At 62.1% G+C, this 22751-nt stretch carries 19 protein-coding genes and 1 pseudogene; 18 read left to right on the forward strand and 2 right to left on the reverse strand.

Translation table 11 applies throughout. The features are described from left to right. The first annotated feature begins 132 nt into the window (after positions 1-132). Positions 133-3012 carry a DNA polymerase III subunit gamma and tau gene (locus AB5287_RS06580; protein WP_368220966.1) on the forward strand — a complete coding sequence of 960 codons (2880 nt, stop codon included), beginning with the start codon at positions 133-135 and terminating at the stop codon, positions 3010-3012. Between the two features lie 25 nt (positions 3013-3037). Beyond that, the gene (recR, locus tag AB5287_RS06585) at positions 3038-3640 is read left to right on the forward strand and encodes a recombination mediator RecR (protein WP_131276472.1); all 603 of its coding nucleotides are present in this window, start codon (positions 3038-3040) and stop codon (positions 3638-3640) included. Here the strand turns inward: recR and AB5287_RS06590 are convergent. Beyond that, positions 3637-4770 (reverse strand): class C sortase, encoded by a 1134-nt coding sequence (locus AB5287_RS06590; protein WP_131204963.1) that lies wholly within the window; start codon positions 4768-4770, stop codon positions 3637-3639. The two genes, recR and AB5287_RS06590, sit on opposite strands and share 4 nt — an antisense overlap. 308 nt (positions 4771-5078) lie before the next feature. Between AB5287_RS06590 and AB5287_RS06595 the strand changes: the two genes are divergently transcribed. The 4 genes from AB5287_RS06595 to AB5287_RS06610 all read left to right on the forward strand — a co-directional run bounded on the left by AB5287_RS06595 (position 5079) and on the right by AB5287_RS06610 (position 8703). Then, complete coding sequence (locus tag AB5287_RS06595) at positions 5079-5465, forward strand: hypothetical protein (RefSeq protein WP_229025404.1); 387 nt, start codon at positions 5079-5081, stop codon at positions 5463-5465. 195 nt (positions 5466-5660) lie between these two features. Further along, positions 5661-6944 carry an ATP-binding protein gene (locus AB5287_RS06600; protein ID WP_007055547.1) on the forward strand — a complete coding sequence of 428 codons (1284 nt, stop codon included), beginning with the start codon at positions 5661-5663 and terminating at the stop codon, positions 6942-6944. Between the two features lie 360 nt (positions 6945-7304). After that, entirely contained in the window at positions 7305-8069 is a 765-nt protein-coding gene (locus AB5287_RS06605) for an aspartate kinase (RefSeq protein ID WP_368220967.1), read from the forward strand. Between the two features lie 67 nt (positions 8070-8136). After that, entirely contained in the window at positions 8137-8703 is a 567-nt protein-coding gene (locus AB5287_RS06610; protein WP_025221042.1) for an ACT domain-containing protein, read from the forward strand. Between the two features lie 391 nt (positions 8704-9094). Here the strand turns inward: AB5287_RS06610 and asd are convergent, their stop codons facing one another. Next, complete coding sequence (gene asd, locus AB5287_RS06615) at positions 9095-10189, reverse strand: aspartate-semialdehyde dehydrogenase (RefSeq protein ID WP_025300964.1); 1095 nt, start codon at positions 10187-10189, stop codon at positions 9095-9097. A gap of 233 nt (positions 10190-10422) precedes the next feature. Here asd and AB5287_RS06620 point away from each other — a divergent pair, with 233 nt between their 5' ends. From AB5287_RS06620 to AB5287_RS06675, 12 genes and pseudogenes are all read left to right on the forward strand, one after another. Beyond that, complete coding sequence (locus AB5287_RS06620; protein ID WP_003828018.1) at positions 10423-11043, forward strand: DUF5701 family protein; 621 nt, start codon at positions 10423-10425, stop codon at positions 11041-11043. Between the two features lie 348 nt (positions 11044-11391). Continuing rightward, positions 11392-12300, forward strand: a complete 909-nt coding sequence (locus AB5287_RS06625) for a DUF4862 family protein (protein ID WP_025300965.1) — start codon at positions 11392-11394, stop codon at positions 12298-12300. Next, on the forward strand, positions 12297-13304 hold the full coding sequence (locus AB5287_RS06630) for an ROK family protein (RefSeq protein WP_016462096.1): 1008 nt from the start codon (positions 12297-12299) through the stop codon (positions 13302-13304). Before AB5287_RS06625 ends, AB5287_RS06630 begins: the two co-directional genes overlap by 4 nt. 29 nt (positions 13305-13333) lie before the next feature. Continuing rightward, the gene (locus AB5287_RS06635) at positions 13334-14002 is read left to right on the forward strand and encodes an N-acetylmannosamine-6-phosphate 2-epimerase (protein ID WP_014483327.1); all 669 of its coding nucleotides are present in this window, start codon (positions 13334-13336) and stop codon (positions 14000-14002) included. A gap of 14 nt (positions 14003-14016) precedes the next feature. Next, positions 14017-14835, forward strand: a complete 819-nt coding sequence (locus AB5287_RS06640) for an alpha/beta fold hydrolase (protein ID WP_019727705.1) — start codon at positions 14017-14019, stop codon at positions 14833-14835. A gap of 195 nt (positions 14836-15030) precedes the next feature. Next, complete coding sequence (locus tag AB5287_RS06645; protein ID WP_019727706.1) at positions 15031-16593, forward strand: ABC transporter substrate-binding protein; 1563 nt, start codon at positions 15031-15033, stop codon at positions 16591-16593. 110 nt (positions 16594-16703) lie between these two features. Continuing rightward, positions 16704-17660 carry an ABC transporter permease gene (locus AB5287_RS06650; protein WP_014483328.1) on the forward strand — a complete coding sequence of 319 codons (957 nt, stop codon included), beginning with the start codon at positions 16704-16706 and terminating at the stop codon, positions 17658-17660. A 1-nt stretch (position 17661) separates the two neighbouring features. Continuing rightward, positions 17662-19692 carry a dipeptide/oligopeptide/nickel ABC transporter permease/ATP-binding protein gene (locus AB5287_RS06655; protein WP_016462099.1) on the forward strand — a complete coding sequence of 677 codons (2031 nt, stop codon included), beginning with the start codon at positions 17662-17664 and terminating at the stop codon, positions 19690-19692. Continuing rightward, positions 19689-20513 (forward strand): ABC transporter ATP-binding protein, encoded by an 825-nt coding sequence (locus tag AB5287_RS06660; protein ID WP_003828028.1) that lies wholly within the window; start codon positions 19689-19691, stop codon positions 20511-20513. Before AB5287_RS06655 ends, AB5287_RS06660 begins: the two co-directional genes overlap by 4 nt. Positions 20514-20621: 108 nt before the next feature. Beyond that, a complete protein-coding gene (locus tag AB5287_RS06665; RefSeq protein ID WP_025300966.1) occupies positions 20622-21584 on the forward strand; it encodes a dihydrodipicolinate synthase family protein in 963 nt (320 codons plus the stop codon). A gap of 25 nt (positions 21585-21609) precedes the next feature. Then, a complete protein-coding gene (nagB, locus tag AB5287_RS06670) occupies positions 21610-22422 on the forward strand; it encodes a glucosamine-6-phosphate deaminase (RefSeq protein WP_368220968.1) in 813 nt (270 codons plus the stop codon). 132 nt (positions 22423-22554) lie between these two features. Then, a pseudogene (locus AB5287_RS06675) lies at positions 22555-22699 on the forward strand (N-acetylglucosamine-6-phosphate deacetylase); the annotation flags it as partial. Between the last annotated feature and the right edge of the window lie 52 nt (positions 22700-22751).

The raw sequence follows: 22751 nt of genomic DNA on the forward strand, positions 1-22751 counted from the left end.
ATAAAAATGCGGTAACCGTTGTCAGGTGAATGTCGTTGGAATATAAAGAGTTTTCCCGATTCGGCAACTATGAGCCCGGTTTATCTTGACTTTTTATCGGTTAATTCTGAGGGCAAAGGTAGGTTAGTAGCTATGGCACTTGCACTGTATCGTCGCTATCGTCCGGACACCTTCGAAGGGGTCATCGGCCAGGACCAAGTCACGGTCCCGCTGATGCGCGCCTTGGACGAGGGCAAGCTCACACATGCCTATCTGTTCTCAGGGCCGCGAGGCTGCGGCAAAACCAGCTCCGCGCGTATCCTGGCCCGTTGCGTCAACTGTGCCAAAGGGCCGACTTCCCACCCCTGCGGCGAATGCGAAAGCTGCAAGGACCTGGCCACCGGCGGTCCGGGTTCCATCGACGTGGTCGAAATCGATGCGGCCTCGCACAACGGTGTGGATGATGCTCGAGAATTGCGAGAACGCGCTGGGTTCGCCCCTGCGCGCGACCGCTATAAGATTTTCATTCTCGATGAGGCCCACATGGTCACGCAGCAGGGCTTCAATGCGCTGCTTAAAATCGTTGAAGAGCCGCCTGAACATGTGATGTTCATCTTCGCCACCACCGAACCAGACAAGGTGATCGGCACCATCCGTTCGCGCACCCACCACTATCCGTTCCGTCTGGTGCCGCAGGAAGTCATGGGTCCCTACCTGGAGACGATCTGCGACAAGGAAGGCATCAAGCCCGAGCCCGGTGTGCTGAAACTGGCGATGCGCGCCGGTGGCGGCTCCATGCGAGATACCCTGTCCGTGCTTGACCAGCTGATGGTTGGTTCGGTCGAAGGCGTTATCACCCATGATGCCGCTGTAGCCCTGCTCGGCTTCACGCCGGAGGCACTGATCGGTGAGGCCGTGGATGCGGTAATCGATCACAACGGCGAAGCCCTGTACGGCGTTATCCAGAAAGTCGTGGTCGGCGGATTCGATCCGAGACGATTCGTCGAAGACCTACTGGCTCGTGTGCGTGATCTGCTGGTGCTTACGTTGGCCGGGGACCGTGCGGAATCCGTGCTGTCCGACACGGCTGAGGCCGAGGATATGGACGATCTGCACCGCCAAGCCAAGGCGCTGGGACTGGGCGCACTGACCGCAATGGCAGACATCATCAACACTACGTTGGGTGCCATGACCGGAGCCATTTCTCCGCGTATGCGCTTGGAACTGCTGGCCGCGCGATTGTTGGCCGGCAGTGAATCAGGCTTTGCAACAGCCGCTCCCGCGCCAGCTTCTTCTGGTATGCCGCCTGCGGCTGCTTCTTCGACTTCGACTGCGTCAGCCGCTTCCGGTACGGGTGCCAGTGGTTTTGCCGGCGCATCGCGGGGCGGGTTTGCCGGAGCCTCACATGGCGGATTCTCCGGTGCTGCACGCAACCAGCAAGCAGCCGCGCCTCAGAGCACCGCTTCCCATGAATCTGTTGGAGGCAACGGCCCGGTCAGCGACCGACCCGCGGACTCTCCGTCTGTGCAACCTGCTGTAGCAACTGCTGCTGCCGGTGCCGGGTGGGGCGCTCCCGCCGCGTCGCCGGCCGTCCCGGCTCAACCGGTGGCCTCGCCTGCGGCATCGGATAATCGGTCCATCGACGAGAAGTGGGATGCAGCCGTCGCCGCTTTGCCGGAAACCATTCGTGAATATGTGTCACGAGACAAGGTGCCGACCGTAAAATTCGGCCCCAACCGTAAGGGTCTGCCTTGCCTGTCGATGACGTTCGACAAGTCGCTGAGCCAGCACGCTTTCGCCTTGGCCGTGGATAACAGCGGTAAGAAGGCGGCGGCCGTGGTGATGGATGCCGTGCGCAACGAGTTCGGCGCCAATGCGGTTATTGCACCTTCTGCGGTCGCGGCGAATGGCGAGCGAGTCGAATCCGTCAAACGTATGAGCCCGGAGCAATTGGCCAAGGTCAAGCAGCAGATTGCCATGGCCAAGGCTGGATTGGCCGCGTCGAGTTTGGGCGCGGGCCTGGGCATTCATATGGGGGGCGAGCCGAAAGCTCCGAAGCCGACTGAAACAGGCCGAGCCGAGGATACGGATGACAGCCATCGAGCCGGCCAATCCAGTGCATCCACGGCGGCGAAGAACTGGAGTGACGATGACCCTTGGGCCAAGCCGGCCGTAAGCAACGCTTCGCCGCAATCTGCAGACGGGTTCGCACCTAACGAGCCCGTTGCTACGCCTGCGCCCGAAGAGCATCACAAGAAGCATGTTGCGGTTCCGGACATCAGTGACGGTGTTGATCCGTGGGCCGCTCCGGCTGCTCCTGTTGCACCCACTGCGTCCGTTGCGTCCGCTGGACCCACTGGACAGTCCACTGGGCAGCCAGCCGCCGCATCTTCTGCTACGGCAGTTGCCGGCGAGAGCGACGATCCATGGAATCAGACGCAGTCTCAGGCCGCGGTCTCACCGGCGTCGCAACCGGCCGAAGCCGACCCGTGGAACCAGCCATATCAGCAGTCTCCTCACGATGATCCGTGGAATCAGCCGCAGGGGAACCATGCTCAGGCGGCTCCGCAGCCAGGAGACGACCCGTGGAATCAGCCTCAGTCCCAGACTCCGGCTTCTTCGGTTCCTCAGACAGTGTCGGGCAATATGTCGGGCAATGACCCGTGGAACCAGCCCCAATCGGTTCCGCAGCCGGCTGCCGGCGATGACCCATGGAATCAGCCACAACCCGCTCAGTCTTCATCATCAGCGGTTCCGGCTGATGATCCGTGGAATCAACCGCAACCCGCACAGCCGACCCCGAATGCCGACCCGTGGAATAGCCGGCCCCAGCCCCAGCCGAAACCACAACCGCAAGTCGCGGCCGAGGATGACGAATACTCGATGAGCGACCAGTCGCTCGGCGAGGCGACGGCCATGAATCTCGACGATCTGAAAAAGCTATTCGAGGTCAAAAAAGTCGAGCAATTCGCGGCAGATGATCCGAAGAACCCCAAGAACATCCAGCCTGCCAAGAAGCACTCGGATGAATAATGAGGACGAATAACGAGGAATACCCATGGCACTTGCTTATGACGGCGCAATACAGCGACTGATCGACGCTTTCGGGCGGCTGCCCGGCATCGGGCCGAAGGGCGCGCAGCGTATCGCCTTCTACATGCTGTCCGCGCCCGAAGATGAAGCGCGCGATTTGGCCGAGGCCATCGAAGAGGTCAAGGCCAAGATCCGCTTCTGTGATATTTGCGGCAACGTGTGCGAATCCAGCCCCTGCCCGGTATGCGCCGACCCGAGACGCGACCGTTCGGTGATCTGCGTGGTCGAAGAGCCCAAGGATGTGATGAGCATCGAGCGCACGCGCGAATACCACGGCCTATACCATGTGCTCGGTGGCGCAATCAACCCAATGGCCAACGTTGGCCCTGCTGACCTGCGTATTCCCGGTCTGCTCAAACGCTTAGAAGGCGATGAGGTCAAGGAAGTGATTATGGCGCTCGACCCGAATATTGAAGGCGAGGCCACCACCAGCTACTTGACCCAGCTATTGCGACCCGTAGGTGTCAAGGTCACCCGACTTGCCAGTGGCCTGCCGGTGGGCTCCGACTTGGAGTATACCGACGAAATCACGCTGGGCAGGGCACTGGCCGGTCGGCGCGAGGCCTAAGCCAGCGTATCATTGGCGCTCTCGCCCTTGCGGCGCATCCACGGCCAGAATGCGCCGTGGCGGATGATGCGCGCGGCCTTGTGCCGTCGCGCCAACCAGATGATGAACAGTCCTGCCGCCAGTATGCCTAGACCAACACCAAGGGCGATATTGCGCGCGTCAAGCACGTCATTCGGCTCGGGGGCCGGCATCGGAATCGCCACGCGGTGCCCGGAGATAAGCAGTCGGTGCGTGTTCACGCCGTATGGTGTACAGGTCATCAAGGTGGCACGGTCCTCACCCGGCACAATCTTGAGCTTCGACGTGTCATCCGGCAAAATCACCGAAATGCGGTCCACTTTGTAGCCCAAAGTTTCGCCCATGACTTCGATGTAGAAGAAGTCGCCCTCTTTCACCTCGTCCAAACGGGTGAACATCAGCGCTTCAACCAACCCGCGGTGCCCGGTAATGACCGAATGGGTGGATTTACCTCCCACCGGCAGCGACGTGCCGTACAAATGGCCGGCACCAGAAGCCAGTGCTTCCTCGGAAGTGCCGTGATAAATCGGCAGATTGATGGACTGCTTGGGCACCTTGATTGTGCCCATCACGCCGTTGCCGGTATTAAGCAGTGACTGGTATTCCTTGTCTTTCTTTGAGGCGGAATCCTCGCCGCTGGCTTGGGATCCTCCTTGAGCGGCGGCGAACGGATCGACGGCTTCACCCAAGATAGGCTGGCTGGATTCAGCGAGCTTCTTGTTGTATGCGCGGGCCGCCGTGAGCTTGTCTTCCGCCTGCGGGTAAGGCCAGCCGGCTACTTCTTTGGCCGTGGTGGCGGTGGTGGCGGCCAAGTTGCGGTCGGACTCGAATTGCAACGCTAGCGGGAAGCAGGCCACGGCGATTGCGGCGATCAGCAACACAATGGTGATGATGCGCATCGCCCACAGATTGCGCTGCAGGCGTCGGCGCTCGGCCACGAGATCGCTGATATCGATGACTTCGTCAAATGGTGTTGGAACGAATGCTGCGGGCTCGGGACGCGCTGAGGAAACGTTGTCATTTGCAGATGCGTCATCCGGCATGGCCGCGTTGTTTTCCCGCATTTTCTGTGAGGCACGCTTACTCGTCGAACGTCGATGCAGCAATGCCATAGTCGCCTGTTCCTCCGTTTGATCTGCTCATGATTTGCTTATACAAGACGGCCGGGTCCGTCTTAGTCGTGCGTGGCATAGGTGCTGTCGCAAATGGCAACACCGCACGCGCCATACTGCGAAACGTTACTCCGCACCAAGCCTTTCATGCAACATGCCGACGGGGCCATATAGGGGCAATGTAGGGGGGTATAAGAAGTCTGAAAAATGCGATACGAACAACGTTGCTACGGCTGTCAGTGATGTGGCTTACTTCGGACAAGCCGTTGAGATACAAGAGACTGCAAAGGATTGCAAAGTATGGCAACATGATAAGTCGCGGCGTCGGCAATATTTGGCAGAGCTTTCAAATAGGGGGGTATGAATGCATAAAGAGGGAATATGTTACCCCGATAAAAAGAGGCGCTATTGCTGTTTTCGTGGATGTCGGTTCGTCGTCGAGCCGTTGGTTTCGTAGGCGTGAGGGGCGTTCCCGCGTATTCTGTTTTCCGACCAAAGAAATGAATCGCGAAGAACGCCTGAGCAAAAGCTCATTCACCAGATTGCCGAACGTCAAAGGCACGGTTGCAGAGGATGCGCGGATCACGGGTTCGCCGCTGCGTTCCGAATTGGCTAGTGTGCTCAGAGAAAAGATGGCACTGTCTGGGCATCTCATCTTTTTAGGTCAAGGAAAAGGGTCTGGCGATAGGCGGTGATGACGCCCATCGTGTTGGTGGCACTGTTGCTGCAAAAAGGAAAAGTCTAGTTCGTAATCTAGTGTCCAACTTCCCTAATAGGAATGGTCCAACTTCCGCAACGAAAATGGTCCAACTTCCACAATTAGAATGGTCCAACTTCCGCAATAGAGTGATTTATAGGTTGATGTTTCGACGGTTTGCGGGAGGGCACATATGGCAGGGGAGAGCTCGGAGATTCAACGTGGCGAGTACCTTCCTCGAGTGGCTGATGGGTTGCTGACTCAGGCATTGCAGTCTTCTGGTGCCGTTCAGATTAAAGGTCCAAAATGGTGTGGCAAGACTGCAACGGCAGAAAGGCAGTCGGCGAGTCAGGTCTTCATGCAGGACCCGGATCGCAGTGCTACGCTGTTGGCCTTGGCTGATACAAAGCCTTCTCTCATCCTGCGAGGTGAGGAGCCGAGACTCATTGATGAATGGCAGATGGCCCCGCAATTGTGGGACGCGGTGCGTTTCGCCATTGATCGAGGGCGCGGTCGTGGCCGATTCATCCTAACTGGATCGGCGACTCCTCAACAGGAACCAGCTCATTCCGGAGTGGGAAGAATTGCCCGATTAACCATGCGTACCATGTCCTTATTTGAATCGCAGGAATCGACGGGCGTTGTTTCGTTGGGAGAGTTGTTCGATGGCAACCATGATGTTTCGGGTTTCTCCGATTTCGATATTGAAAACACCGCGTTTGCGCTATGCCGCGGTGGCTGGCCTGAAGCAGTAGTCGAATCTCGAGTAAATGTTGCCTTGCGCATGGCCGCGGATTATGTCGAAGAACTACTTGATTCTGACATCAATCGTATGGATGGCATAAAGCGCAATAAAACTTGGATGCGTCTGATTATGCGCTCGTATGCGCGCAATATTTCTTCTCAGGCGTCGCAATCCACTATCGCGGCGGATATGCAGGGTGAACCGCCTTCGGAAGGTACACTCTCTGATTATTTAGATGCATTGTCGCGAGCTTGCGTGACTGAAGATCTTCCAGCTTGGAACCCTCGTTTACGTTCTAAGACTGCAGTGAGAACGAGCCCAACCAGACACTTCAGCGACCCGTCGATAGCTTGTGCGGTACTGCACGCGACCCCGGAGAAACTCCTTAATGATTTCGAGACCTTTGGCTTGCTGTTTGAGTCCATGTGTATTCGCGATCTGCGTGTGTATGCTGATGCGCTTGGCGGAGATGTGTTCCATTATCGGGATAAGACGGGATTGGAATCTGATGCGGTCATTGGCCTGCATGATGGACGATGGGCTCTCATTGAGGTCAAGCTCGGAGAAAAGCAGGTTGATATTGCGGCGGCCCATTTGAAAAAGTTGGCTGACAGAATTGATCAAGATCACGAAGGCCGTCCGTCATTCTTGATGGTGCTGACCGCTACGGCTGCCGCTTATCGCCGGGACGATGGGGTATTGGTAGTGCCGTTGGCCACGCTTGCTCCGTGAACTCGTATCGTGCGTTTGACGCATCGTTCCCAACACAAAAGGAAAAGGCCCGGGCTGCGGGACCGGGCCTTGAAAAGGAGAGAGGAAGAAGAAGGTATTCAGTTATGGGGTTCTGCGGAAACCTCGCCGGTTTGCTTTCGTTTGCCGGTAATTGATAGTTAACCGCTCGAATCTCAAAGGATGGATGCGGCCGCCTCAAAGAATCGCCGGTGAAAACTTGAATATTTGCTGAACAACGTAGGCCATGCCCGTGTCCACATGTCGGCGCGGGGTCGCGGGGTAAACGCGGCAACCTTTATAATCGTTGCGTTTGCGTAGAATATCGAGCAAACTCCCCTAAGAGAAGAACAAAGGACAGCAGTGGCTCTCATCGTGCAGAAGTACGGCGGTTCGTCGGTCGCCGATACCGAATCGATCAAACGTGTGGCCAAGCGCGTTGTTGAGACGGAAAAGAAGGGTAACAAGGTGGCCGTGGTGGTCTCCGCCATGGGCGACACCACCGATGACCTTATCGATCAGGCGCTGAGCATCGACTCCAACCCGCCCGAGCGCGAGATGGACATGCTGATGACCGCAGGCGAGCGAATTTCCATGAGCCTGCTGGCCATGGCCATTCACGCCGAAGGCAGCCGTGCCCACTCCTTCACCGGTCAGCAGGCCGGCTTCTTCACCGACGCCCGTTACGGCGCGGCCCACATCAAGGCCGTGAGACCGGACCGCGTGAAGAACGCGCTCTCATTGGGAGACATCGCCATCGTTGCCGGCTTCCAGGGCATCAACGCCAAGGGTGACGCCACCACGCTCGGCCGCGGTGGTTCGGATACCTCCGCAGTGGCGCTTGCCGTGGCGCTCGGTGCCGATATCTGCGAGATCTACACCGACGTGGACGGCATCTTCACCGCCGACCCGCGTATCGTGCCTTCCGCCCGCCGCATTCCGTCCATCGATTACGAGTCCATTCTGGAGATGGCGTCCTGCGGCTCCAAGGTGCTGGCGCTGCGCTGCGTGGAATACGCTCAGCGCTTCAACATGCCGCTGCACGTGCGCTCCTCGTTCTCCCGCCGCCCCGGCACATTGGTGGTGCCTGACGGTGTGGATCCGCGCACGCTGCCGAACATCGACTGAGCGAGACCGAACCGAACCCGAATAACCGACAAAATCGTTAGCAATATCAAGCAAGACAAGGCAAGACATGACTGAAGAAGAAGCGAAATCCATGGGCGACCTGTTCCCCGACCTGGGTCCTGAAGCTCCGGTGATTTCCGGCATCGCCCACGACCGTTCTGAGGCGCTGGCCACCGTGCGCGGCGTGCCGAACGAGCCGGGCATGGCCGCCAAGGTGTTTACCGAGCTGGCCACCGCCGGCGTGAATGTGGACATGATTGTGCAGGCCGGTGCGTCCGTGGGTACTGCGGACATCTCCTTCACTGTGCCGGAGGCCGCCGTCAAGCAGGTGCAGAACACGCTGCTCGACAAGCAGGACGTGCTGGGCTACCACTCCTTCGATGTGGATACCAACGTTGGCAAGGTGGCCGTGGTGGGCGTCGGCATGAAGACCCACTCCGGTCTGGCCGCCAAGTTCTTCCAGGCCCTGAGCGATGAGGGCATTAACGTGCTGATGATTTCCACTTCCGAGATTCGTATCGCCGCGCTTGTGCCGCTCGACCAGCTGAACGACGCCGTCAAGGCGCTGCACACCGCCTATGGCCTCGATGCCGACCAGATTGAGGCCGTGGTGTACGGCGGAACCGGTCGCTGAGCCGCGATACGTGCATTAAATCCGATGAAAGCCCTCCTCGCGGAGGGCTTTCTCGGTTTCGAGGGGCGGGTTTGGCCTCTTCCGGACGTCTACTTCCATTTCGAGGGGCTCCTCGAATGCGAGATCCCGAGTATAAACGGCATTGTGGCAACGTCATTCCGCCGTTTTTGCATGTTGTCTACTTGTCCATCAGCCCCTTGAAACGGAAGTAGACGTCCGGAGAACGTTAAATCAGCCCCTTGAAACGCGAGTTGGCGTTGATTTCCGGCAGAATGGGCAAAATGAGTCAGCCGCCGGCCGGAAACATCTCGCTGTATGGAGCGGAATATGCAAAGCCCGCTACCCGACGTGCATATAGTCGAGGTAGCGGGCGTGTTACAGACGGTTGCAACTACTTCTTGGTGATGTAGCCGAGGGCCTTGAGCATTTCGGCGCACTCGAGGGCACCGCCGGCGGCACCGCGCAGGGTGTTGTGGGCCAGACCTACGAACTTCCAATCGAAGATGGAGTCCTCGCGCAGACGGCCGATGGAAACACCCATGCCGCCCTCGTAATCCACGTCGAGCTTGACTTGCGGGCGATCCTCCTCAGTGAGGTACTGGATGAAGTGCTTCGGCGCGTGCGGCAGGCCGAGCTCGGACGCCTTGGAGGTGTAGTTCACCAGACGATCAATGAGCTCTTCCTTGGTGGCCTTCTTGCCGAAGTTCAGGAACACGGTGGCGGTGTGGCCGTTGAGCACGGGCACGCGGATACACTGGGACGTGATCTTGAGGTCGCCGTCGAACGGCACAATCTTGCCCTTGTCGGCGTCCACATGGCCGAACACCTTGAGCGGTTCCTTCTCGCTCTTTGCTTCCTCGCCGGAAATGAACGGGATGATGTTGCCCACCATCTCAGGCCAATCCTGGAAGGTCTTGCCCGCGCCGGAAATCGCCTGATAGGTGCTGACGACCACCTCGCGTGGCTCGAATTCCTTCCACGCGGCCAGCGCCGGAGTGTAGGCCTGAATCGAGCAGTTCGGCTTGACGGCGATGAAACCGCGTGTGGTGCCAAGGCGCTTGCGCTGGTGCTCGATCACCGCGAAGTGTTCGGGGTTGATCTCCGGCACCACCATCGGCACGTCCGGGGTCCAGCGGTGGGCGCTGTTGTTGGATACCACCGGGGTCTCGGTCTTGGCATAACGCTCTTCGATGGCGCGAATCTCGTCCTTAGGCATGTTCACCGCGGAGAACATGAAGTCCACGTTCGCGGCCACGGACTCGGCGTCGTCGCCGTCCGCAACCACCATGTGCTTGGCGTATTCGGGCATCGGCGTTTCCATCTTCCAACGGCTGCCGACGGCCTCCTCATACGTCTTGCCGGCGCTGTGTGCGGAAGCGGCAAGCGTGACCACTTCGAACCACGGGTGGTTTTCCAGCAGCGTGATGAAACGCTGGCCGACCATACCGGTGGCGCCGAGAATGCCGACCTTTATCTTTTCGGACATGATGACCTCTATGACCTTCGGGTTTCGATGGGCTGATACGTTCAAGCGACCGTCTTGCAATGACCGCAAACACACGGTAATTGTACGAAACATGCAGAACAACAGTGGCCGTCTTCCCATATGGCGGCTCGGCGGCGCACCCCATGGCGTACCCCGCGCCGCGCAGCCCGATATCCTCTCCACAACTGGCAAAGTGACTAGCGAAGAGACGGCAGTGTTCTACACTGGTAGCCATGTCTATTGCATCAGTAGAGGCGCAAAAGCAACTCGACCGTATCGTGGCCCTCGGCTACCCGGACGTGGCGGATATGAGTGCCGCCGCATTCCGCGCGCTTGCCGAGCCGCTCATCGGCGCGCTCGAGCATTCCGATCTCGGCTCGAACATCCTACTGGTGCCTACGCGCGAGCTAGTCTCGCCCGAATCGCTGATTGCGCGAACCTCCATCAACCGCATGGCCGGCTTTACCACCATGCCTCCGCGAGACATCGCCAGCTTCCTGCCGCAAGACGGATTCATGCCGCCCGAAGGCCCGTTCTATCTGGTGGTCGATCCGCATACCGGCACCTGCTACATCAACCGCGAGCCCGACGTGGCCCGCAAGCTGATTGATTCCGACGAACGTCTGCCGCTCACCCTCGAAGAAGGCTTGGCCATCGCCACCCAGCACCCTGAATGGCTGTTGGAAAAGAACGGTTTCAACCTGCTTGGCTCGCGCAGCGCGGACGGGCGCGTGCCGAGCATCTGGATGAGTCAGAACGCGCCGAGGCTCGGCGCCGTGTGGCCGAATTCCAAGCACACGTGGCTCGGCAACGCGTTCTGCATGGCCCGCCGCGGGGTGTCGCTGTTCCGATAGGGCCGGTGGGCCAAAATTCGGTGCTATCCTTCCTAGGGCAGATGGGGCGTTTTGCGGACATCTACTCGCCTTTCTGAGGGCAGTCGCATCGGCGCGTGGGGGCGCTCCGCCGTTGGAATATGGCGCAATATGAGGGGCCGATGCCCGTGGCGCGCCCGTTGAGGTGCCCTCGGAAGGCGGAGTAGATGTCCGCAGCGGCGGAAATCCGCCCTCGGAAAGCCAAGTGGCGGTCGAAGCGCGGGCCGACGGAACACGCTCGTTGCGCGGCGTTAACAGATTGGACATCAGACGTCTGATGATAGTAGAATAGAAATGCTCAGGCACCGGCATTTCAAGGAGGAAACCAGCATGCCATCATTCGTCGTCGGCGCGTACGCGTCATTGCCCCAGGGGCGCGAAGCCCAGGAAACCTACTACGACCTGCTCGGCGAGCAGCCGTGGATCGAGGGCACCGAGCTGCCCTTCCCCGGCGACCTCGCGGACACCGCCGACCGCATCTGGCTGGCCGGCCACCTGCCCAAGCACTGGCGCGGCAACACCGTCACCGTCATCCCCGGCACCATGCAGCACGTGTGGAAGGACCCGAACTTCGGCCTCGCCAGCCCGGACGAGGACGGGCGCAAGGTCGCGCTCGCGTTCATGAAGCAGCTGCGCGAGGCGCTCGCCGACTTCGCCCAGTGGAGGGCCAGCCAGGACGTCAAGTTCATCGAAATCCACTCCGCACCCACGAGGATCGCCAGCCGCGACGCCATGGCCGCCTCGCTCGAGGCCCTCACGCAGCTGGATTGGTCCGGTGCCAAGCTGGTGATCGAGCACTGCGACAAGTACGTCGAGGGGCAGAAGCCGGAAAAGGGCTTCCTGTCGATTGAGGACGAGATCGCGCTGTGCGGGTCGGCCGGCATTGGGCTCACCGTCAACTGGGGACGCTCGGTGGTGGAGGGGCGCACGCCCGAAACCGCCGTGGCGCACGTGGAGGCCGCCGCGAAGGCCGGCGTGCTGAGCGGCCTCATGTTCTCCGGCGCCGGCCCGGAGGAGACCCAGTACGGCTACGGCTGGATCGACGGCCACCTGCCCATGAACCCGGACGAGCCGACCTCGCTCATGGACGCCGCCGCCATCAAGGCCGCCGTGCGCGCCGCCGGGGCGCAGGAGCGCCCGCTCGACTATCTGGGCGCCAAGGTGTGCGTGCCCAAGGACGCGACGGTCGAGGAGCGCCTCGACTATCTCGCGCGCATCCACGAGGCGGTCGTCGCATGAGCGCGGGGGCGGCGCCCACCTACCTCGCCTTCGACATCGGCGGCACCAAGGTCGCCTCGGGATTCGTGACGTTGCCCGCAAACGCAAACGCGGGCGCGGACGGCAGGCCCGAGGTGACGGCCCGCTGTGAAATCCCGACCGAGGCCGCGCGCGGCGGCGAGGACCTGAAGAACCGCATCGTCGCCTTCGCCGTCCGCCAGCTTGAGCGCGCCGAGGCCGAGGGCGTGGCGATCGCCGGCGTCGGCATCGCGGCGGCAGGCGTGCCGGACAGCGAAACCGGCGAGATCGTCTCCGCCACGGACATCCTGCCCGGCTGGCGCGGCCAGCGCATCTACGACGCGTTCGCGGCCGTGACCGACCTGCCGGTGCACATGATCGGCGACGTGGGCGCGCACGGTCTGGGCGAGGCGACGTACGGCGCCGGACGCGGCAGGGGCGTGGTGCTCTCGATCGGCGTGGGCACCGGCATCGGCGGCGCGATCGTGGTGGATGGCGCCCTGTTCACCGGCGCGCACGGCGTGGCCGGCCACGCGGGGCACGTGCCGAGCGCGCTGGGCCGCGGATTCCTATGCTCGTGCGGCACCCTCGAGGGGCACATCGAGCCGGTCGCGTCCGGCACGGGGCTGAAGGACCTCTACAATCGGCGCTGCGAGGAGGCCGGCGACGAGAACCTCCCGGCTGCGGACGGCGCCGAGGTGGCCGCCCGCACGGCCGCGGGGGAGGAGCTGGCCCGCCGCACGCTCACCGACAGCGCCCGCGCGCTCGGCGAATGCGTCGGCGGCATGGGCAACCTCATCGACCCGGACGTGATCGTGGTCTCCGGCTCGGTCGTCAAGGCCGGTCCGATCTGGTGGGACGCCCTGCGCGCCGGGTTCGCCGATTCGGCGCTCGCGCTCGTCAAGCCGACGCCGCTCGTCGAGGGCGAGCTCGGAGGGGCGGCGCCGCTGATCGGCGCGGCGGCGGCTGTCCACCGGCGCATCGGCGCGCCGGGCGACGCGCGATAGACAAGATGCAACAACAGGAAGGAACCAGCATGCATCAGGCAATCGAGAAGATCAGGGGCGGCCTCGTGGTGAGCTGCCAGGCGTACCCGGGCGAGCCGCTGCGCCACCCGGAGACCATGGCGCAGATGGCCATGGCGGCCGTGGAGGGCGGGGCCGTGGGCATCCGCTGCCAGGGCCTCGCGGACATCGCGGCCATCAAGGGCCAGGTGAGCGTGCCGGTGATCGGCATCTGGAAGGACGGCGAGGAGGGCGTGTACATCACGCCGACCCTGCGCCATGCCCGCTGCTGTGCCGCCGCCGGAGCGGACATCATCGCGATCGACGCGACCGGACGCCCGCGACCGGACGGGCTGACCTACGCCGAGACCGTGCGCGCCCTGCACGACGAGGGCGTGATCGTGATGGCCGACTGCGGCAGCTTCGCCGACGCCGAGCGCGCCGTGGAGGCCGGCACCGACATCATCTCCACCACGCTGTCCGGCTACACCGGCGAGCGCCCCAAGACCGACGGTCCAGACTTCGAGCTGCTCGGCCAGATGATCGAGGCGTTCCCGGACGTGCCCGTGCTGTGCGAGGGTCGCATCCACACGCCTGACCAGCTGCATCAGGTCATGGCCGCCGGCGCGTGGGCCGCGGTGGTGGGCACGGCGATCACGCATCCGACGACCATCACGCGCTGGTTCGAGGCGAAGCTGTGAGCGGGGCGGGGCGCATGCTCAGCTTCATTGCAGCGGGCGATCCGAATCGTCCCCTTGTCGTCCTGCTGCACGGCGTGTGCGACGCGGCGATTGCCTGGTCCGACTACATCGACTATCTCAGTCATGATTTTCGCGTGGTTGCGGTCGATATGCTGGGGCATGGCCTGTCGCCGCGATATGCCGATGCTCAACTCCGACATCCATTCGAATCCGCGTATGAGGCGTTTGAGGAGACCGTTGAATATCTTGAACACGTCCACGGTGGCAGGGCGATCATGATCGGGCATTCCATGGGAGGTGCGATTGTGACGATGCTGGTCAGGCGTCGTCCCGATCTTTGCCTCGGTGCAGTGGTCGAGGATCCCGCATGGCTGAACGATGAGCAGCGACAGCGGTATGTGGACAACGCGCCGGCCAATGCGGCGTTGCTGCACGACTGGGCATCCGACCCGGCCAACGCGATCCGTCACAATCAGACGCGTCGTCCGAATTGGCCGATGGAGGATCATATAGGCTGGGCCTATGGGCAGAACCGATGTGATCCGCGATTGGAGCTCACCGGCGTGGTCAGCTTCGCGGAGGACTGGCATCAGGTGGTGTCCTCGATAGAGGTGCCCTTGGTGGTGGTCTCGTCCGACGATCCCTCAGATCTCGTGGGTGTGCGCGGGCTGGAGGAAGTCAGGGCCATGGGGAAGCCGAACCTTGAAACGGTGTTCATTCCCGGGTGTGAGCACGGTCTGCGCAGGACTGACATTGCCGCGTTCAATCAGGCGGTTACGCCCATACTGCACCGCTGGGCCGCATGTGAATCTCATGTTTCCGGCGAAATATAAGTTGTCTGATGTCTTAGCACTGTTGTTACCGCGGTTTGAGACCGTTGCATTGCAAGGAAAAACGTGGTAGCTGCACTCATAAGACGGCTGATGAAACTTGCAATCAGACATCAGATGTCATATGATTAAGAAAGATTCGATTGGACAGAGAATCGAATCCTGATTCAGTTATCACTCAACGAAGAGGAGAAACCGATGTACTCGTGGAAGACCCGAATGGCCAAGACCGCCGCTACGGTATTGGCCGGCGCGCTCGCCTTGAGCGGCTGCGGTGGAGGAACCGGCACGACGAACGCCAAGGGGGGTCCCTCCGTCGCGGACACCATCACCGCGCAGGTGGCGTACAGCAGCCGTGACTTCAATCCGCTGTCCACGTCCATGGCCCTGCCGATGGCCGGCAACTGGCATGTGACCGAGGCGCTGTACACGCTGCAGATGTCCGACTATTCGTTGGTCTCCGGCTTGGCCGCCGGCGAACCGGAGAAGATCTCCGACACCGAATACGTCATCACGATCCGCGATGGCGCCAAGTTCTCGGACGGTAACGCCGTGACCGCCAACGACGTCAAGACCTCGTTCGAGCGCGTCATGGCGCCCGGCGGCGTTTACGCTCCGATGCTCTCGTTCATTGACTCGATCACCGCGCAGGGCGACAACAAGATTGACTTCAAGCTCAAGTACGCGTTCACCCTGTTCAAGGAGCGCATGTCGCTGGTACACATCGTTCCGGCCAGTCAGAGCGACGCGGACCTCAAGAAGATGCCGATCGGCTCCGGTCCGTGGAAGTACGTCGAGATCACCGATCAGCAGGTGAAGTTCGACAAGAACGAATATTACAACGGCGAATTCCCCGCGCAGGTCTCCCACATGGTGTGGAACGTGAATGTGGATGACACCGCCCGCGTCACCGCCATGCAGAACGGCAAGAGCGACATCATGGAGAACGTCCCCGCCAAGGCGTTCGACACCCTGAAGGCCGCCGGCGCCGACATCGAGACGGTGGATGGCTTCAATCAGGCGTTCATCATGTTCAACACCAAGCAGAAGCCGTTCGACGACAAGCGCGTGCGTCAGGCCGTGTTCTATGCGATCGACACCGAGAGCATGATCAAGAACCAGCTGTCCGGCGAGGCCAACATGGTCACCGGCTTCATGCCCGAGAGCTTCAAGGCCTATCACAAGGCCTCCAACGTGTATACCTACAACCCTGAGAAGGCCAAGGAGCTGCTCAAGGAGGCTGGTGTGTCCGAAGGCGTGAAGTTCACGCTCTACACCACGGATCAGACTTGGATCACCCAGCTGGCGCCGCAGATCAAGAACAACCTCGACGCGATCGGCTTCAACGTGGACATTCAGTCCATGAAGTCCTCCGCCCTGTTCCCGACCATCACCGATAAGGACGACGCCGACTTCTCTATGGTGCTTGGCCCCGGCGATCCGACCGTGTTCGGCAACGATCCCGACGTGCTGCTCAACTGGTGGTTCGGCGACACCGTCTGGACCAAGCAGCGCATGTTCTGGAACGGCTCCGACGGATACAACAAGCTGCATGAACTCATGGACAAGGCCGCCCGGTCCTCCGGCGACGAACAGCAGAGCTACTGGAACGAGTGCTTCGACCTGCTCTCCGACGAGCTGCCGATGTACCCGCTGTTCCACCGCAAGCTTTCCACCGCCGTCAAGAAGAACGTGTTCAGCTCCTACACCCCGATTGGAACCACTGGCCTGTACTTCCTGAACTCCAAGCTGAACGGCTGATCCACACAAGTCATTCGCCATCACATCCCGAGGGCGCTGCTGCGCAAGCAGCGATGCTGACGCGGCGACGCCCTTATTTTGCGCAACCATCCATTTGAGGAGCATATAGAGTGGGCAATTTACTTCGTTTGTTGGGAAGACGATTGATATCCCTGCCGTTTGTGGCATTCGGCGTCGTTTTCCTCGTGTTCTTCCTGATGTCGTTCTCCCAATACGACCCCGCGGTCTCGGCTCTCGGCGAAAACGCCACGGCCGAGCAGCTTGCGGCATACCGCCACGAGATGGGCTTCGACCGATCGTGGGGCGAGCAGTTCCTGTCGTATCTCGGCGGCCTGTTCCAAGGCAACCTCGGCGTATACGGCGTGAACAAGGATTCCGTGTCTTCCCGCATCGCGACTGCTTTCCCGATCACGTTGCAGCTGACGTTCATAGCGCTGATCATCGCCGTGGTGTTTTCGGTGATTTTCGGTGTGCTCGCCGCCCTTTACCGTGACACGTGGGTCGATCAGGTCATCCGTGTGATTTCCATCATCGCCATCGCTACCCCGTCCTTCTGGCTGGGCGTGCTGCTGATCTACCTGCTGCAGATTAAGCTGGCCCTGCTGCCGGGTGCGGGCGAGCTCGTGCCGTTCAGCGTGGATCCCGGTGAATATCTGGCGCGCATGGCCATGCCCGCGTTCTCGCTGGGCTTCCCTGTCGCCGGACAGATGACCCGCATCATCCGAACCTCCATGGTCGAGGAACTGGATAAGGACTATGTACGCACCGCCATCGGCGCCGGCGTGCCCAAGCGCGTCGTCATTGCGCGCAACGTGTTCCGCAACGCCCTGATTACTCCGGTCACGGTGCTTGGTATGAAGATCGGCTACCTCATGGGCGGCGCCATCATCACCGAGATCATCTTCTCCCTGCCCGGCATGGGCACGGCGCTGTTCGAAGGCATCAACGGCAACGAGCCGATTCTCGTTCAGGGTGTGGTGCTGGTGGTGGCTCTCGCGTTCGTGATCATCAACATCATCGTTGACATGCTGTACGTGCTTATCAACCCGAGAATCAGGACGGTGTGACATGCTGTTTGGCAAACCCAAAGTCGTGGACGCGGTGTCGCGTCCCGGAGTGAAATTCAACCGTTTCAGCAAAATGACCATTGGATCCAGGCTCGCGTTGCTGTTTATCGCGCTGCTGGTCGTCGTGGCCGTCGCCGCGCCGGTGATCTCGCCGGAGGATCCTCTCGCCATTACCGTGAGCTATCAGTCTCCGACCGCCGAGCACCTGTTCGGCACCGATAACGTTGGGCGCGACGTGATGACCCGCGTGTTCTACGGCGCACGGTATTCGCTCGTCATCGGCCTGCTGTCCATCCTGTTCGCCTTGGTGCTGGGCGCGCTCATCGGCGCGATCGCGGCCGTGGCCCGCACGTGGATCTCGGAAATCATCATGCGCGTCATCGACGTGTTCATGTCCGTGCCGGGCATCGCCCTCGCCGCCGTGTTCGTCTCGATCCTCGGCCAGTCCATGTTCGGCATCATCGCAGCCATCGGCATCCTGTACGTGCCGCAGATCGCCCGCATCGTGCGCGCGAACATCATCAGCGAGTACGGCAAGGACTACGTGCGCGCGGTCATCGTCTCCGGCGCCCGCGCCCCGTGGATTCTCTACAAGCATGTGATGCGCAACATAGCCGCCCCGGTTATGGTGTTCACCACACTGTGCGTCGCCGACGCGATCGTGTTCGAGGCGTCCCTGTCCTTCATTAATCTGGGCATTCCGGAGCCGACCCCGACGTGGGGCAACATCCTGTCCTCCGCCAAGGAAGGCGTGATCTTCGGCTACTGGTGGCAGGCGCTGTTCCCGGGCCTGATGATCATGATCACCGTGCTGTGCCTCAACATCCTGTCCGAGGGCATCACCGACGCCATGGTGGCCGCTCCGACCGCGCCGATCAAGGAAACCGACGAAGACAAGGAAGCCAAGCGTGAGGAGGATCGTCTGCTCGTCGATCCAGTCGCCGCCTACGCCGCCCAGCGCGAGAGCCTGGAGGAATCCCTTGCCAAGCTGCGCGAGGCCGAAATGAAGCGCACCGACCGCTTCGAGCCCAAGAGCACCGAGCCGCCGGTCATCGAGGTCAAGGATTTGTGCATCAAGTTCCCGCGCCACGGCGACGTGAACGTGGTGGACCACGTGAGCTTCTCTGTGCGTCCCGGCGAGACCATGGGCCTCGTGGGCGAGTCCGGCTGCGGCAAGTCCATCACCTCGCTGGCCATCATGGGCCTGCTAGACCCAAAGGCCGAGATCAGCGGCGAGATCCTGTTCGACGGCAAGAACCTCGTCGGCATGGATCCCAAGGAGCACAACGCCCTACGCGGCCACGAGATCGCCATGATCTATCAGGACGCTCTCTCCTCGCTCAACCCGTCCATGCTCATCAAGGCGCAGATGAAGCAGCTCACCTCCCGCGGCGGCACCCGCAGCGCCGAGGAACTGCTCAAGCTCGTGGGCCTCGATCCGGAGCGCACGCTGGAGTCCTACCCGCACGAGCTGTCCGGCGGCCAGCGCCAGCGCGTGCTCATCGCCATGGCCCTGACCCGCGACCCGAAGCTGGTCGTCGCCGACGAGCCCACCACCGCCCTCGACGTGACCGTGCAGAAGCAGGTCATCGACCTGCTCAACGAGCTGCGCGAGAAGCTCGGCTTCGCGATGATCTTCGTCTCCCACGACCTCGCCCTCGTGGCCAAGGTGGCACACTCCATCACCGTCATGTACGCTGGCCAGGTCGTCGAGCAGGGCTCCACCAAGGAGATCCTCACCGACCCCCGCCACGAGTACACCCGCGGCCTGCTCGGTGCCGTCACCTCCATCGAGGCCGGCGCCGGAAGGCTCCACCAGGTGCCCGGCACCGTGCCGTCCCCGGCGGACTTCCCGAAGGGCGACCGCTTCGCGCCGCGCTCCAGCCATCCGACGGTGGGCCTTAACACCCGCCCGATCTTCAAGCAGGTGCCCGGCACGTACCACTTCTACGCGGCCCTGCCCGACGACGCGGACGTCACGCCCGCCGCTGACGCCCCGACAGCCATCAGCAAGGAAGGAGGTGCCCGATGAGCAAGGATCCGAACGTGCCGATCATCGAGCTCAAGGACGTCGAGGTGGTCTTCACCACCCGAGCCGGCTCAATTCTGCATCCAAACAAGGTCAAGGCAGTCAACAAGGTGAATCTGCGCCTGATGCCGGGCAAGACCATCGGCATCGTTGGCGAGTCCGGCTGCGGCAAGTCCACTACGGCCAACGTGATGTGCGGCCTGCAGCAGGCCACCTCCGGCCAGGTGCTGTTCAAGGGCCAGGACGTGACCCACCGCACCGCCAAGGAGCGCATGGAGATCGGTCGCGTGGTGTCCGTGGTCTTCCAGGACCCGGCCACCGCGCTGAATGCCCGCATGAGCGTCATCGACCAGCTCATCGACCCGCTCGTCGTGCACAAGCTCGGCGACAAGGCGAGCCGAGACAAGCACGCCCACGAATTGCTGCGGATGGTGGGATTGCCGGAGTCCGCTCTGTACGCATTGCCGGGCCAGCTCTCCGGCGGCCAGCGTCAGCGCGTCGCCATCGCCCGCGCCCTGTCGCTCAATCCGGATGCGATCATCGCCGACGAGCCGACCTCCGCGCTGGACGTGTCCGTGCGCGCGCAGATCCTCAACCTGTTGTCGGATCTCAAGAAGTCGCTGGGTTTGTCCTTGGTGTTCATCAGCCATGACATCCAGACCGTCCGCTATGTGTCCGACGAAATCGTGGTGATGAACCACGGAACCATTGTGGAGCGCGGAGCGGCTTACGACGTGCTGAACAATCCGCAGGATTCGTACACCAAGCTGCTGCTGGGCGCCGCGCCCTCGCTGCTGCACCCGACCGCGGAGGAATGTCGGTAAGCCGACGATTCACCGTTTCGCCATTCCGCCGTTGGCCTCCTTCAACGGGGCCGACGGCAATGGCCGACCATTATCCGAATAACTTGATTATGTAAAGGAACCACCATCATGACAACACAATTCCGCGGGGTCATCCCCCCGGTCGTCACCCCGCTCACCGCCGACGGCGAAGTCGACAAGGTCAGCTTCGCGCGCTCGCTCAACCGCATGATCGACGCTGGCGTCGATGGCCTGTTCACGCTCGGCTCCTCCGGCGAGGTCGCGTTCAGCACCGACGCCCGCCGCCGCGAGATCATCCAGACCGTCATGGAGATTGTCGACGGCCGCGTGCCCGTGTTCGTCGGCTGCATCGACACCGAGACCAACCGCGTGATCGAGCACGCCAAGGAGGCGAAGGAGCTCGGCGCGTCCGCGATCGTGGCCACCTGCCCGTTCTATGCGCTCGGCGGCCTGCCGGAGATCGAGCGCCACTTCCGCCTCATCCACGAGGCCGTGCCCGAGCTGCCGCTGTTCGCCTACGACATCCCTGTGTGCGTGCACACCAAGCTGCCCGGCGGCCTGCTCGTCAAGCTTGGCCAGGAGGGCGTGCTCGCCGGCGTGAAGGACTCCTCCAACGACGACGTGGCCTTCCGCTTCCTCGTGGACGACAACGCCAAGGCCGGCCACCCGCTCACGCTGCTCACCGGCCAGGAGGTCGTGGTGGACGGCGCCTACATGGCCGGCGCCGACGGTTCCGTGCCGGGACTCGCCAACGTGGAGGCCACCGGCTACGTGCGCATGTGGAAGGCCACCGAGGCCGGCGACTGGGCCACCGTCAAGAAGGAGCAGGACCGGCTGGCCGCGCTCATGCGCATCGTCACCGTGCCGCAGGGCGTCGCGGGCTTCGGCTCTGGCGTGGGCGCGTTCAAGACCGCCATGGCGCTGCTCGGCGTGTTCGACACCAACCAGATGCCCAACCCGGTCCTGCCGCTCAAGGGCGAGAACGTCAAGCGCGTCGCCGCCGTGCTCGAGGAGTGCGGCATGACGCTCGCCCGCACGCCCGAGGAAGTCTCCGCCTCCACCGAGGCCTGACGTCAAGGTCTGAAAGGAAAACACCATGGCAGAAGTCATCATCGTCAAGAACCAGGAGGAGGCCGGAGAGCTGTACGGACGCTCGGTCGCGGACCTCATCAAGGCCAAGCCGAACGCGGTGCTGGGACTCGCCACCGGCTCCAGCCCGCTGGCCGCCTACCAGGCGCTTGCCGAGATCGTCAAGGAGGAGTCGATCGACGTCTCCCAGGTGCAGGGCTTCGCGCTGGACGAGTACATCGGCCTGCCGCTGACCCACCCAGAGTCCTACCACGCGACCATCCACCGCACGGTCGTCGAGCCCCGGGGGCTCGACCCGGCCAAGGTCCACGTGCCCGGCGACGTGCTCAACGGCACCTCGCTCGAGGACGGCGAGAAGGTCGCGGGCGCCGGCGCCGCCTACGACGCGGCGATCGAGGCCGCGGGCGGCATCGACGTGCAGATCCTCGGCATCGGTATCGACGGCCATGTGGGCTTCAACGAGCCTGGCTCGTCGCTCGCCTCCGGCACGCGCGTCAAGACGCTCACCGAACGGACCCGCATCGACAACGCGCGCTTCTTCGACAACGACATCAACCAGGTGCCCACGCACTGCATCACGCAGGGCATCGGCACGATCATGAAGGCCCGCCACCTCGTGCTGCTCGCGTTCGGCGCGGGCAAGGCCGAGGCGGTCGCGGAGACCGTGGAGGGCGGCATCAGCTCGTTCTGCCCGGCCTCGGCGCTCCAGATGCACCCGCACGCCACGATCATCGTGGACGAGGAGGCCGCCAGCCGCCTGCGCAACAAGGACTACTACCGGTACTCGTTCGAGCACAAGCCGGCCTGGCAGACGATCTGACCGCACGTGGTCCCGGTTCCCTTCGTTGGGACCGGGACCACGGCGTTACATCTGAAGGAAGGCAATATGACCGAAACTCGTGAACAGGTCGTCGCTCGCGTGACGGCGGCCGTGGAAGGCGCGGCGGACGGCGCGTTCGACTTCGACCGGCCGAACCCGGTCACCGGCGCGCCGCTGGGCCTCGTCGCCCCCCGGCCGCGCCGCCGACCTGCTGATCACCGACCCGGGCACGCTGGCGGTGAAGCACGTCTGGTGCGCTGGCCGCCGCGTGAGCTGAGCGGGCTGGGCCGGACGGTTTGACCGGACGGTCCGCCCGCTGGATTGCTTGC

It is taken from the genome of Bifidobacterium sp. RTP21102st3_E2_RTP21102_210122 (assembly GCF_040916945.1).
Lineage (GTDB): Bacteria > Actinomycetota > Actinomycetes > Actinomycetales > Bifidobacteriaceae > Bifidobacterium > Bifidobacterium longum.